The 13,052-nt window shown below is 42.0% G+C and carries 12 protein-coding genes; 3 read left to right on the top strand and 9 right to left on the bottom strand.

Going from position 1 to position 13,052, the window contains the following annotated elements; all coding sequences use genetic code 11:
- Positions 1-28: 28 nt before the first annotated feature.
- From MSG36_RS16245 to rfaD, 4 genes are all read right to left on the bottom strand, one after another.
- Positions 29-1,108 carry a glycosyltransferase family 4 protein gene (locus MSG36_RS16245; RefSeq protein ID WP_248368814.1) on the bottom strand — a complete coding sequence of 360 codons (1,080 nt, stop codon included), beginning with the start codon at positions 1,106-1,108 and terminating at the stop codon, positions 29-31.
- 4 nt (positions 1,109-1,112) lie between these two features.
- On the bottom strand, positions 1,113-1,859 hold the full coding sequence (locus MSG36_RS16240; RefSeq protein ID WP_248368813.1) for a glycosyltransferase family 25 protein: 747 nt from the start codon (positions 1,857-1,859) through the stop codon (positions 1,113-1,115).
- Between the two features lie 113 nt (positions 1,860-1,972).
- Entirely contained in the window at positions 1,973-2,929 is a 957-nt protein-coding gene (gene lpxM / locus MSG36_RS16235) for a lauroyl-Kdo(2)-lipid IV(A) myristoyltransferase (protein ID WP_248368812.1), read from the bottom strand.
- A gap of 139 nt (positions 2,930-3,068) precedes the next feature.
- Complete coding sequence (rfaD, locus tag MSG36_RS16230; RefSeq protein WP_248368811.1) at positions 3,069-4,010, bottom strand: ADP-glyceromanno-heptose 6-epimerase; 942 nt, start codon at positions 4,008-4,010, stop codon at positions 3,069-3,071.
- 152 nt (positions 4,011-4,162) lie between these two features.
- Here rfaD and MSG36_RS16225 point away from each other — a divergent pair, with 152 nt between their 5' ends.
- Together MSG36_RS16225 and MSG36_RS16220 are read left to right on the top strand one after the other, a co-directional pair.
- Positions 4,163-5,326, top strand: coding sequence for a nucleotide sugar dehydrogenase (locus MSG36_RS16225; protein ID WP_248368810.1), 1,164 nt, complete (start codon positions 4,163-4,165; stop codon positions 5,324-5,326).
- Between the two features lie 108 nt (positions 5,327-5,434).
- Positions 5,435-6,073, top strand: coding sequence for a TetR/AcrR family transcriptional regulator (locus tag MSG36_RS16220; RefSeq protein WP_248368809.1), 639 nt, complete (start codon positions 5,435-5,437; stop codon positions 6,071-6,073).
- A 316-nt stretch (positions 6,074-6,389) separates the two neighbouring features.
- Here the strand turns inward: MSG36_RS16220 and MSG36_RS16215 are convergent, their stop codons facing one another.
- The 5 genes from MSG36_RS16215 to MSG36_RS16195 form a co-directional block, all read right to left on the bottom strand.
- Positions 6,390-7,541 carry a peptidoglycan DD-metalloendopeptidase family protein gene (locus MSG36_RS16215; protein ID WP_248368808.1) on the bottom strand — a complete coding sequence of 384 codons (1,152 nt, stop codon included), beginning with the start codon at positions 7,539-7,541 and terminating at the stop codon, positions 6,390-6,392.
- A 233-nt stretch (positions 7,542-7,774) separates the two neighbouring features.
- Positions 7,775-8,596, bottom strand: coding sequence for a serine O-acetyltransferase (gene cysE, locus MSG36_RS16210; protein WP_009847961.1), 822 nt, complete (start codon positions 8,594-8,596; stop codon positions 7,775-7,777).
- 374 nt (positions 8,597-8,970) lie between these two features.
- Positions 8,971-10,035: an NAD(P)H-dependent glycerol-3-phosphate dehydrogenase gene (gpsA, locus tag MSG36_RS16205; protein ID WP_248368807.1), complete on the bottom strand. Its 1,065-nt coding sequence runs from the start codon at positions 10,033-10,035 to the stop codon at positions 8,971-8,973.
- A gap of 181 nt (positions 10,036-10,216) precedes the next feature.
- Complete coding sequence (gene secB / locus MSG36_RS16200) at positions 10,217-10,684, bottom strand: protein-export chaperone SecB (RefSeq protein ID WP_009847959.1); 468 nt, start codon at positions 10,682-10,684, stop codon at positions 10,217-10,219.
- 123 nt (positions 10,685-10,807) lie between these two features.
- Positions 10,808-11,242, bottom strand: coding sequence for a rhodanese-like domain-containing protein (locus MSG36_RS16195; protein ID WP_048612491.1), 435 nt, complete (start codon positions 11,240-11,242; stop codon positions 10,808-10,810).
- 504 nt (positions 11,243-11,746) lie between these two features.
- On the opposite strand from MSG36_RS16195, the gene tviB reads away from it, so the two are divergent.
- Entirely contained in the window at positions 11,747-13,027 is a 1,281-nt protein-coding gene (gene tviB / locus MSG36_RS16190; RefSeq protein WP_017063109.1) for a Vi polysaccharide biosynthesis UDP-N-acetylglucosamine C-6 dehydrogenase TviB, read from the top strand.
- Positions 13,028-13,052 lie beyond the last annotated feature (25 nt).

Genomic DNA, 13,052 nt, shown 5'->3' with positions numbered 1-13,052 from the left:
ATCATTTTCCTGCCCTGTTAGTATTAAATTATTTCTTAGTTAGTTTTTCAAAAAAATTAATATGCTGTTTTACTGTTTCTGATGACGAAAAGTAGCGTTGAAGTCTGATCTTTGCTTTACGTCCCATCTCCGTGCAATGTTCTTTATTCTTCGCCATATTGTTTATAGAATCACCTAATAACTGGGCGTTTTTTACGGGAACAATGTAGCCAGTTTCGTTTTCTTCAATAAGTTCTGGGGAGCCACCAGTTGTCGTTACGATGGATGGTGTCCCATTAGCCATGGCTTCAACTATCGTTCTTGGAAGGCCTTCTCCACTGATTGATGGCTGGATTTGAAAGTCAGCCATTGCCATTATAGATGGCACATCTTTTCTGTGACCAATGAAGTGTATTCTTTCCGACATAGGGCTTTCTTTGGCCATTTCGAAATAAGGTTCGTAGCCACTACCAACCAAAAGAAGATGGAAGTCGGGATTATCTACAAAGTGTGTAGCTCTGATTAGAACATCAATTCCTTTACTGGGTCTTACATGAGCAGCGCACACAGCAACGACTTTATTGGAATCTAAGCCAAATTCTTCCGGTTTATTTGCTTGAACAGTGTACCAGTCTAGTTCATGACCTTTGTAGATGGTGACTACATTGTCTTTATTGCACCAAACTCTCTTCTTGACGTCGTTAGCAACAGCTTTTGATACACAAACAACGCCGCTGACTTTTGGGTGCAGGTGAGTAAGATAGGCTGAAGGATCATGACGATACAGACCACCTGTAGTCCCGCGATATGTGATTAATTTTGTTTTTGTGCCAATACACGCAAACGCCGCGTTTGGGATTGTTTTGGAGTTAAATGCATAAAAGATGTCATAGCTTTTATTATTAAGTTCTTTTTTATAAGCTTTGATAGTCTTTAAGCAAATCTTTTTATTTGGGTAGGCATCAACCACTCTTACGCCATTTTCTTGAAACCGTTGAGCGTATTCTGCGTCGCCTTGGGTAAGAACTGTGACCTCATGACCTTGCTTTACCATTTCTATAAACATTTCGGCTTCAGGACGTACACTATTTCGAGCATGATAGTAGGAACTAGCAATAAGAATTTTCATTGGATTACCGCTTCGAGTATTTGAATTTTATATTGTGTAGGTGACGTTGGATAGTTTCGTTTAAATTGAACCATTCACGCTTACATTTCTTGAATAAACTTCTGGTGCTTGTGCGTTTTTCATACCCGATATCAGAATCAAACTTTGGGTCATTCGTTAAACAGGGTACTGCAGTGCCGTAGCACTCGACTTCGTTTTGCCAGAATCGATCCATATAAATATCGACAGCCATATACCACTCTTTTGAATGTTCGAGGAACTTTTTAGCTCCTGAAGGTCTTAAGAAATAGGCTGTTGCACTCATATGCCCTTTAGTAAACTTATGAATACTAGTAGATTTAGCGTCGAACACTTCGTAAGAATTATATTTACGGCGCTTATTTTTGAATAATCTCACACACTCTACATTCTCTGGTATGTCACAAATATCTCGAATGAAGTTAAGGAACTCATTTTTATATAGAAGAGCATCATCTTCAATTACGATTATTGGTTGGTTGAGTTCGACACACTTCTGCCATAATAAATAATGGCTTGCATAACACCCTAATTGACCAGCGCTTAGTGTTTTTGCCCTGTATGTTTGGCTCAAATCATCGTTATAACGTTTTAGTAGCGGATGAGGAGGACTAATTCGACCATCTATCGCAGAAAAGAACTCAAAAGGAAGAGATAGTTCATCTAGCTGTCGACTAATGTTGTCTTTTCTCTCAGTGGAAGATTCTAAATTTATGACAAAGATTTTAGTCATGGTAATTCTCTTACATCTTAAGCGATCGGGTAATAATAAGCATGATAGGATCTTTGTGGAGCATGAATGCTCTAGTTGTATAATTGCTTATCTATAATTTCTCAGATTTATATTTATCTATGATACGGGTTATCATCACTTTCAGGACGAGTCTTAAGCAGTCTTAAGATCCACATATATTGCTCAGGTTTTTTACTCACGTAATCTTCAATGCATTGATTCATCATTCGAGCATCCTGTTCCTCGCTTCCTGTTGGAAAGGGCTGCGCAGGGTAGAAGTCCAGAGTGTACTGCCCAGTCTTGCTGTTGTATTGAGCGAACAGTGGGACAATCTTAGCCTTGCTCAGTTTAGACAGTCGACCAAGGCCAGAAATGGTTGCTTTTTGAGTAGCAAAGAAGTCAACGAAGACACTGTGCTCACGGCCAAGATCTTCATCAGGGAGGTAGTAACCAAGGTACCCATCACGTACTGACTTGATGAAAGGTTTGATACCACCACTGCGATCATAAACACGACCGCCGTATTGCACGCGCTGTCGGTGCATTAGCCAGTCACTGAGTTTGTTTTTTTGTGCTTTCGCCATCGCAGACACAGGTAAATTGCGTGATGCTAATAATACCGCTGGGATATCGATAGCCCATGTATGTGGTACCAACAAGATCACATTCTCGCCACTGTCTGTAATATCGGTTAGGTTGCTCAGGCCGTTTATCGAAGTGTTATTTTCTAGCCAAGTTTTACTCTTTAGTGTTAAAGAAGCAAATCCCATCAAAAATGAGATGGAAGTAACGTATGACTGATAGAGAGTTTCTTCGCGCTGTTCTACAGATTGCTCAGGGAAACACATTTCAAGATTCACACGAGCTCGACGGTTAGCCTTATTCTTGATTTTTACAGCTTGCTTAGCCATAAACTTAGCGAGTGCTAAACGAATGCTATTAGGTAAGAAGCAGACTAAAGACGATAACAGAACAGCAATCCAAGTGCCCCAGTATTTAGGTGCAAGAAACCCCCATTCAAACTTAGGATTATAAGCTTTTGGATCAAAATCATTGCGTTGTGTGGTCATTCGTTCACTACATTATTTAAATCAGAGAGTTAACTTTATATCGGTCACTCAGGGAATGATTATGTTTACTAGATTGCCCAACAATGCTCCCCAAAAGAAGGGGCACTATTAGTCTTAATCTGAAATATAAAGCTTACAGCTATGCGTTTACGAGCTTCATGTACTCAGCGACGCCATCTGCCACTGTTTTAAACTCGACGTCGCAACCTGTATTGCGAAGCTTAGTTAAGTCAGCTTGTGTGAATTCTTGGTAAGCACCTTTCAGATGCTCAGGGAAAGGAATCGTTTCGATTTCGCCTTTACCATGGTGCTTGATTACAGCTTTTGCGACTTCTTCAAAAGACTCTGCGTTGCCTGTACCTAGGTTGAAAATACCTGAAACACCGTTTTCTAAGAACCACAGGTTTACCGCTGCGACATCACCCACATAGACAAAATCACGCTTGAAGGTTTCGCTACCTGCGAACAACTTCGGGTTTTCACCAGCATTCATTTGGTTGTTTAGGTGGAAGGCAACAGAGGCCATGCTGCCTTTGTGTTGCTCGCGTGGACCATAAACATTGAAATAACGGAAGCCAACGATTTGTGGAAGCGTTTCGTTATGCGCTGCTGCATCCGCGGTTAGGCGGCGAACGTAGTTATCAAATTGTTGTTTTGAATAGCCGTAGACATTCAAGGCACCTTCGTATTCTCGCTCTTCAATGAAAGTATCAGTTTCACCGTATGTTGCAGCGGAAGAGGCATATAGGAAGGGAATTTCACGCTCGACACAGTAATGAAGTAGCTCTTTTGAGTATTCATAGTTGTTGAGCATCATGTATTTGCCATCCCACTCAGTGGTAGCAGAGCATGCACCTTCATGGAAAACAGCTTCAATATGACCAAAATCATCACCAGCCATTACTTGAGTTAGAAAATCATCACGATCCATGTAATCAGTGATGTCTAGGTCTACAAGGTTCTTAAATTTCTTACCATCTTTTAAGTTGTCGACGACTAGAATATCGTTGTGGCCCGCTTCATTAAGCGCCTTAACAATATTGCTGCCAATCATGCCAGCACCACCAGTTACGATAATCATAATTTTCTAACTCTTTTGAATACAAAACTATCACGAGTATAGCAAGGAATGGATAAGGCGGGCTAGTGGAATAATTCCCCAACCAGAGTATGATACGGCAAGCTAAGTTATAAATTATGTTGAGTTAATTACTCAAAACTATAGGTATTATCATGAAGATTGCAGTAGCCGGTACTGGGTATGTGGGTCTATCAAACGCAATGCTTTTAGCACAACATCATGAAGTAGTCGCGGTAGATATCATCGATGAAAAAGTGACAATGCTGAATAATAAGCAGTCGCCGATTGTAGATAATGAGATTGAGCACTTTCTATCAAATAAGGCGCTGAATTTCAGGGCGACAACAGATAAAGCGGCTTACAAAGATGCTGAGTTTGTCATCATTGCTACTCCAACCGATTATGATCCAAAAAATAATTATTTTGATACCAGCTCTGTAGAATCGGTCATTAAAGACGTCATGGGCATCAATCCCAATGCCGTCATGGTGATCAAATCAACGGTACCAGTTGGTTACACTGAGCGCGTTAAGCAAGAGCTTAACTGCGAAAACGTTATGTTCTCACCAGAGTTTTTACGCGAAGGCAAAGCCCTGTACGATAACCTTCACCCATCACGTATTATCGTTGGTGAGTGCTCTGAACGCGCTAAAGTGTTTGCTAATCTTCTTGTGGAAGGTGCGGAAAAAGAGAATATCGACGTATTATTTACTAACTCAACAGAAGCAGAAGCGGTAAAGCTATTCTCAAATACCTACCTAGCGATGCGTGTTTCTTATTTTAATGAGTTAGATTCTTACGCAGAAGCTCACGGTTTGGATTCTCGTCAGATTATCGAAGGTGTGGGTTTAGATCCTCGCATTGGTAATCACTATAACAACCCTTCATTTGGTTACGGTGGTTACTGTTTACCTAAAGACACCAAACAGCTGTTAGCTAACTATCAAGATGTACCAAACAACATTGTCGGTGCCATTGTTGATGCTAACCGTACCCGCAAAGATTTTATTGCGGATTCAATCATCAAGCGCTCTCCTAAAGTGGTGGGGATCTATCGCTTGATCATGAAGTCTGGTTCAGACAACTTCCGCGCTTCTTCAATTCAAGGCATTATGAAGCGCTTAAAAGCCAAAGGTATTGAAGTGGTCGTATTCGAACCTGTGTTAGAGGAAGAGCATTTCTTTAACTCAAAGGTTTATTCTGACCTAGAAGAGTTCAAAGCTGTATCGGATGTGATTGTATCTAACAGAATGGTAGAAGAGATCGCAGACGTTGCAGATAAGGTTTACACACGAGACCTCTTTGGCAGTGATTGATTAGGCTCTATTTTAGCTAATGCTAATTAGACCAGATGTTAACAGCTCGATCTATCCGTTTAGTGGCGATATACTGACCCCCTAAACGGATAGGGATACTAATAACTAATGAAAACACGTGACAAGATTGTTTACGCTGCTCTAGAGCTTTTTAATGAGCACGGCGAGCGTAGTATTACGACCAATCATATTGCTGAACATATTGAGATTAGCCCTGGCAACCTCTACTACCACTTCCGCAACAAACAAGAAATTGTCCGTGACATCTTTACTCTCTATTCAACAGAGTTACTTGAAAGATTCACACCTATTCAAGGGCAGCAAGAAAGCCTGACGCTACTAAAGATCTACTTAGATTCTATCTTCACTCTGATGTGGAAGTACCGATTCTTCTATGCAAATCTACCTGAAATATTGTCACGTGATGAAAAACTCCACCTTGATTACATGGCTGTACAAGAAAAGCTGCAAGCCAACCTTGTGGATATCATGAGAGCCTTTGTTGAGTTGGATTTGCTCAAAGCAACGGACACGGAAATGAAATCGATGGTCACTTCTCTTCACTTGATCGCATCGGGTTGGTTAGCGTATCAGTCTGCTATGTCTCCAAAAGCCCAAATTACCGAGCAAGTGGTCCATCAAGGAATGTTGCAGATGATCGCGACCGTTAAACCGATTGCGACAGCTCAAGGCTTTGAACAGCTGACATTGTTGGAAGATGGTGTAAGGGCGTTGAACTCTAAGTAGAAAGAGACGAGTAAACGAGATACGGGATTCGAAGAGCTACAAGAGCAGATGCGAGTAACCGAGATTCGAGATACGAAGAACGGGGAAGAGCAGATTTGAGTGGTGGGATATGAGCCGCAACGTCATTCCCTACAGCGAGGTACGAGCGCGATAGGGAATCTCTCTTTATCCTCGATGCTAACAATGTAGTAGCGTGATTCCAGATATTTCGTACCTCAATTCTGGAATGACGAAGCCTGATAAATACAAGTTCAGAGATTTTCCGCTCTTTGTGCTTGCTCTTCGCATCTCGTTTACCCGCATCCCGTATCTACTCTTACTTAACTAACCAACTCTTCGGGTTCTGAGCTTGGCTGTTTCTACGAATTTCAAAGTACAGCGATGGCCGTGTTTGACCACCAGTGTCACCTGCAAGCGCGATTGCTTCACCCGCTTTAACTTTGTCACCTTCTTTCTTTAAAAGCGCTTGGTTAAAGCCATAGAGCGTCATGTCGCCTTTACCATGGTCAAGCAGTACTACTAAGCCATAACCACGTAGATACTCGGCGAATACAACCGTTCCAGAATAAACTGATTTTACTTGCTGACCGTACTTGGCGTTGATCACCATGCCTTTCCAGTTAATTTGACCCGTTTGGCGTGAACCATAGTTATGTAGAACTTTATCTTTGATCGGCCAAGGTAGCTTACCTTTACGTTTTGCTAGACCATCCATCGGGACTGCATTACGTCTTTCTCGAGCCGCTTTTTCTGCTTTCGCAATTTCAGCTTTAAGGCGGGTTTCATTTCGCTGAAGCTCTGCCAGATAATTTTTGTCACCTGAGATGTTTTTCTTGATGCTGCCAACTGTTTTCTTACGTTGTGTTTGGGTTTTGGCTAGCGTATCGCGCTTGGTAGTTTGTTGTTTTAACAGTGTTGCTATCTGTTCTTGCTCTAGTTGACGTTGCTTGTGGCTTTCTTCTAATTCAAGTTGCGTCTGTTCAATCGTGTTGATTGTTGCAGAGCGAGCTTTAGCAAGGTGCTGGTAATAATGACTGATACGGTCTTCTTCAACGCCGGTATTGAGAATGTGAGAAGAAGCCTTAGCTCGACTAGTCATGTAGTAAGTCTGAATGAGCTGCTCTAATTTGTCGGTATGGATTTTTTTCTGAGCAGTAAGCGCTTTAATCTTGGTGTCTAAGTTGGCAATATTTGCATTGGCCGTATTGAGCTGCTTTTTACTGTCTAGAATCGCTCTTTCAAGCGAAGCGATGGATAGCTCTTGTTTCTTGAGGCTTGCTTGTAGGCTATCGAGTTTTTTCTGCTGTGAGGATAGGTTTTTTTGTTGGCGAGATATTTCACTCGACACGCCTTTAAGCTCACCTTGAGATGCTGCAAATGACGATATAGATAACAGAGCAGCGCAAAGGCTGGCAGATATCAGAAGAGTCCGGCTAATAGCTCGAATTTGTTTCATCATTATCGTCATTTAGTTGTATTCATCTGCTCTTAATTTTTAGAATTTTGCTGAATCGAATTCCGAACCTGCTTTTAAGCTTTTCGTATCTCGGTTACTCGTATCCCGAACCTGCTCTTAGTCTTTTCGTATTAGGTTACTCGAACCCCGAACCTGCTTTTAGTCTTTTCGTATCTCGGTTACTCGAATCCCGCATCTGCTTTTAAGCTCTTCGCATCTCGGTTACTCGCATCCCGAATCTGCTCTTAAATCCCATCACCATGGATGAAGTTCTGAGAGCGACCATTAAACCCTTGATCCATATCTAAAGATGGCTTGTCTGTTTTCGGTTTTCCGACAATTTTTGCAGGAACGCCAGCGACTGTTGTATGAGGCGGTACGGCTTGTAGAACTACAGAACAAGAACCAATCTTCGCGCCTTCACCCACCTCAATGTTACCTAGTATTTTAGCGCCGGCGCCAATCATCACGCCTTCACGGATTTTAGGGTGACGATCGCCACCTTCTTTACCCGTACCACCCAAGGTCACGTCTTGAAGAATCGATACATCATTTTCAACGACGGCTGTTTCACCAATCACGATACCGGTGGCGTGGTCGAGCATGATCGCTTTACCGATACGTGCTGCTGGGTGAATATCCACTTGGCAAGCAACCGAAATCTGATTCTGTAGGTAAGTGGCAAGCGCAATACGACCTTGTTTCCACAACCAGTTAGCCACTCGGTAACCTTGCAGAGCGTGGTAGCCTTTTAGATAAAGCAGAGGCATCGAGTACATCTCGACAGCAGGATCTCGATTTACTGTCGCGCAAATATCACAAGCGGCAGCATCAATAATCGATTGGTCCTGCTTGAATGCTTGTTCAACCACTTCACGCACAGCCATTGCTGGCATTGAAGCTGTCTTTAGCTTGTTTGCAAGAATGTAGCTAAGAGCTGCGCCTAAACTTTCATGGTTGATGATCGTGGCATGATAAAAACTCGCAAGCATAGGTTCTTGCTCCGACTGCTGTCGAGCTTCCTTCACAATGCATTGCCAAACTTTTTGTTGTTCACAGTGTTTCATTTTACCATCCATTATTTTTAAGGGGCAGATGCTAGATTCGAAGAGCTCTAAGAGCAGATGCGAGAAACCGAGATTCGAGGTACGAAGAACTACGAGATTCCAGACACTTCGTTCCTCAGTTCTGGAATGACGGAATTAAAATTCACGTCATCTTTAAGAGTGAAGAACGAGATGTAAAGAACAGATTAGAGTAGCGAGATGCGAGTAACGAAAAGCAGCCTTCTTTAAGCGCTCAATCTGCTTTTACTCTCTTCGCATCTCGATTACCCGAATCTCGTATCCGCTTTTACTCTTTTCGCATCTCGTTTACCCGAATCTCGTATCTGCTTTTACTCTTTTCGCATCTCGTTTACTCGAATCCCGTATCTGCTCTTCTATCTTTCTGACTTCTTGTCTCGTGCAAGTAGATCTTGTGCTGCTAGGTGTGCATCTTTCCCTTGATACAGCACTTGATAAATTTGTTCAACAATTGGCATCTCAACGCCCATGCGTTCTGATAATAACCAAACTTCTTTGGTGTTGCGATAACCTTCAACTACTTGGCCGATTTCTTCTTGTGCAGTGTCGACGTCTTTACCTGAGCCTAAAGCTAATCCAAAGCGACGGTTACGTGATTGGTTATCAGTACACGTTAGTACTAGGTCGCCTAATCCAGCCATACCCATGAAGGTTTCTGGTTGCGCGCCAAGAGCAGCACCTAATCGGCTCATTTCAGCCAAGCCGCGAGTGATGAGTGCGGTACGTGCATTAGCGCCAAAGCCAATACCATCCGACATGCCTGCGCCAATTGCGATAACATTCTTCACTGCGCCGCCAAGCTGCATACCAATGAAATCTGAGTTTGCGTACACGCGGAATGTTTTACCGCAGTGAATCTTCTCTTGTAGCTCTTCTAGGAAGTTTTCGTCTGGTGAAGCCACCGAAATTGCAGTCGGCATGCCCATCGCTAACTCTTTAGCAAAAGTAGGACCAGATAAAACAGCCAGTGAGTAGCCCTCACCAAGCACATCATGCGCGACATCTTTAAGTAAACGACCGGTTTCGGGCTCTAAGCCTTTGGTTGCCCAGCAGATACGAGAGTTTGTCGTTAAGAGTGGTTTCAGGCTATTTAGAACGATACCAAACACGTGGCTAGGAACAACAACGAGAAGATCGCGACTTGCAGTTACTGCTTTCTCAAGGTCTGATTCGATAATCAGACTTTCTGGAAAGTCGATATTTGGCAGAAATTCATTATTCGCACGCTCAGATTCAAGGCGATTCATATGAACAGGATCATGTCCCCAAAGCACAACATTGGCACCGTTACGCGCTAGAGATATCGCTAAAGAGGTTCCGTAAGAACCTGCACCAATGACAGTCATGGCGATCTCTTTGCCGTAAGCGCTGTCTTTACCGTAAGCGTCTGTCGTGTTAGTCGGGCGAGTTGTTTCTGTCATGCTTCCACCTAAAAATAATGAGGGAAATCGAAGAGTTCTGGAAAAGCTATCTACTAAAAGAAGAAGAAGAGCTTTCAATCTTAGTACAGTGTAAAGAAAAAATGCACATCGCAGAAGTTGCGATGTGCATTTAAAAGCTAATTAGCGCTTGAATCGTTAGAGTTAAGTTCTACTGTGAGACTTAAGCCTGTTCGCCTTCAGCTTGCTGAGCTTGGTTCTGTAGGTAGTTCATGAACAAAGCATCGAAGTTTACTGGAGCTAGGTTCAGTTGTGGGAATGTACCTTTAACCACTAGGCTAGAAATTGTTTCACGAGCGTATGGGAATAGGATGTTCGGGCAGAATGCACCTAGGCAATGAGCTAGTTGACCAGCTTCCATTTCGCTTGCAGAGAAGATGCCGCCTTGTTGAACTTCACAAAGGAATGCAGTGTCTTCTGCGTTCTTAACTGTAACAGTTAGACGTAGGATTACTTCGTAAACGCCTTCGCCAAGTTCACGGCTTTGAGTGTCTAGGTCCAGTTTCACATCTGGGTTCCACTCTTTCTGAAACATGTCTGGAGAGTTTGGCGCTTCGAAAGATACGTCTTTTAGGAAGATACGTTGGATTGCGAAGTTTTGTTGTGCGTCTTGTTGTGCTGCTTCAGCCATTTTCTTGTCCTTAAAAATTTATAATTAGGTTTTGTTCGTCATATCAGCCAAACAAAACCTTAAAGTCATATTCGTGTAATCAGGTCAGTCTGCTTCTTGTCGTTAACGGTTTATTGCCTTTAACTACTTCTTACCTTTAACCAAAGGTAGGTTAGCTTCACTCCAAGCCACTAAGCCACTTTTCAGTACGCTTACGTTTTCGAAACCTGCTTTAACCAGTAGGTTCGCGCTTTCTTGAGCGGTTTGACCTGTCTTGCATACTACGATGATTGGGTCTGCTTTGCGGCTTTCAAGGCTACCAAAGCTATTTGCTTTGATGTCTGACGGCAAAATGTGAACTGCGTCCGTAATATGGCCCTTTTTGAACTCATCCTTAGTACGAATATCAACCACAACACCATTTTCACGGTTAATCATGTGTGTGGTTTGCGCTGCCGTGATCTCTTTGTAGGCTGCGTTTGATGTCTTGATAACGTTCGCAATGATGGCAACAACCAAGCCGATCCATACGATGGCTAAAATCATATTCTCTTGAACAAATGGAACTAACTCTTGCATGTCTTGAACTCTTATTCGTTATTGGGCGAAAAACTATAGGCAAAGAGTATAGCGAGAAAGGATAGGAGAATACAGAGGAAGGGTGTTGTTGGGCAAATACTATTGAGGTGAACCTGCTAATGTTAGTCGTTGATATTCTGGGTGTCTGCTTGTGTCTCGTTATGCTGTTATTTTTGTTTCGAATCTCATATTTTTTAAGATACAAAGTTTTGCGGTATATAAAATGTTCTTTTAGGTCATCTGCAATGGCGACGTTTAGTAAGGGATATCAATATAAACGTAGAGTATGCACATGCTATTTGCTACAATCCTGCCTATTTAAAATGACTGTGCTTACCTCGGTAAGCCTTTATCTACTGACCGCCTTTGGGAGCTAAACCTAAGGGCGGTAGCGTTCCCAAATGTAAGTCTATGCAACAAGGTGTTAACAAGTGAGTTCGCAGAGTTAGTAGGGAAGGAATGACTGAGGTGGATAAATTTTTTATATCTATCAGGTGAAATTATATGAACTTTTCGTTAGAGAAAGCGAACATTGGTATTATTGGATTAGGTTATGTTGGGCTACCTCTAGCCGTTGAATTCGGTAAAAAGCAAGCAACCATCGGTTTTGATATTAACCAAAGTCGTATTGATGAATTAGCTAAAGGTATTGATAGTACCTTAGAATGTGGGAGTGATGAGTTAGCAGAAGCTATTCATCTTACTTATACAGCTTCGCTTGAAGAGCTAAAAGAGTGTAACGTTTATATTGTTACCGTTCCTACCCCTATTGATGAGTATAAACAACCGGACTTGACACCGTTGATTAAAGCGTCGGAAGCACTAGGTTCTGTTATTTCTAAAGGTGATGTTATCATCTATGAGTCAACAGTTTACCCTGGCGCGACTGAAGAGGTATGTATTCCTGTTGTTGAGAATGTAGCGAGTTTAACATTTAATAAAGATTTTTTTGCTGGATACTCACCTGAGCGTATAAACCCTGGCGATAAAGAGCACCGTGTAACTAATATTTTGAAAGTGACTAGTGGTTCTACTGATGAAGTGGCTGAATTTGTAGACCAATTGTATAAAACGATAATAACCGCAGGTACACACAAAGCATCAAGCATTAAGGTAGCAGAAGCGGCAAAAGTCATTGAAAATACTCAGCGAGATGTGAATATTGCATTAATCAATGAGCTTTCAATTATATTTAATAAGTTGAATATTGATACTCTTGAAGTATTAGAAGCGGCAGGTACTAAATGGAACTTCTTACCATTTCGTCCTGGTCTTGTTGGCGGTCACTGTATTGGTGTGGACCCATACTACTTAACACATAAAGCTCAAACAGTAGGGTATCACCCGGAGATGATTCTAGCCGGTCGTCGTTTGAATGATGGTATGGGGGGGTATGTAGTTTCTACGTTGGTTAAAAGTATGCTTAAAAAGCGTATTCATGTTGAAGGCGCTAATGTACTTGTTATGGGCTTAACGTTTAAAGAAAACTGCCCAGATCTTAGGAATACTAAAGTGATCGATATTGTTTCTGAACTTAAAGAATACAACATTAACGTTGATGTTCTTGACCCTTGGTGTTCAAACGAGGAAGCACAGCACGAGTATGGTTTATCGGTCATCAAAGAAGCACAGTTGAATCATTATGATGGTATTGTTTTAGCGGTATCACATGATGAATTCAAGCAGTTAGGTGCAGAAAAAATTAGAGAGTTCGGTAAAGAAACACATGTCTTGTATGACTTAAAATATGTCTTAGAAAAAAGCGATGTAGACATGCGTCTCTAATGCTAATGCTCTCAAACCTAAAATA

Origin of the sequence: Vibrio sp. 1CM8B, from assembly GCF_023161685.1 — a bacterium.
GTDB classification, from domain to species: Bacteria; Pseudomonadota; Gammaproteobacteria; order Enterobacterales; family Vibrionaceae; genus Vibrio; species Vibrio coralliirubri.
Note: the sequence above shows the minus strand (reverse complement) of the source record. Positions and strands in the feature narration are given on the sequence as shown.

Coding starts and splice junctions, on each gene's coding strand:
- MSG36_RS16245 (WP_248368814.1), bottom strand. CDS start 1,108: ATGAAAATTCTTATTGCTAGTTCCTACTATCATGCTCGAAATAGTGTA.
- MSG36_RS16240 (WP_248368813.1), bottom strand. CDS start 1,859: ATGACTAAAATCTTTGTCATAAATTTAGAATCTTCCACTGAGAGAAAA.
- lpxM (WP_248368812.1), bottom strand. CDS start 2,929: ATGACCACACAACGCAATGATTTTGATCCAAAAGCTTATAATCCTAAG.
- rfaD (WP_248368811.1), bottom strand. CDS start 4,010: ATGATTATCGTAACTGGTGGTGCTGGCATGATTGGCAGCAATATTGTT.
- MSG36_RS16225 (WP_248368810.1), top strand. CDS start 4,163: ATGAAGATTGCAGTAGCCGGTACTGGGTATGTGGGTCTATCAAACGCA.
- MSG36_RS16220 (WP_248368809.1), top strand. CDS start 5,435: ATGAAAACACGTGACAAGATTGTTTACGCTGCTCTAGAGCTTTTTAAT.
- MSG36_RS16215 (WP_248368808.1), bottom strand. CDS start 7,541: ATGACGATAATGATGAAACAAATTCGAGCTATTAGCCGGACTCTTCTG.
- cysE (WP_009847961.1), bottom strand. CDS start 8,596: ATGAAACACTGTGAACAACAAAAAGTTTGGCAATGCATTGTGAAGGAA.
- gpsA (WP_248368807.1), bottom strand. CDS start 10,035: ATGACAGAAACAACTCGCCCGACTAACACGACAGACGCTTACGGTAAA.
- secB (WP_009847959.1), bottom strand. CDS start 10,684: ATGGCTGAAGCAGCACAACAAGACGCACAACAAAACTTCGCAATCCAA.
- MSG36_RS16195 (WP_048612491.1), bottom strand. CDS start 11,242: ATGCAAGAGTTAGTTCCATTTGTTCAAGAGAATATGATTTTAGCCATC.
- tviB (WP_017063109.1), top strand. CDS start 11,747: ATGAACTTTTCGTTAGAGAAAGCGAACATTGGTATTATTGGATTAGGT.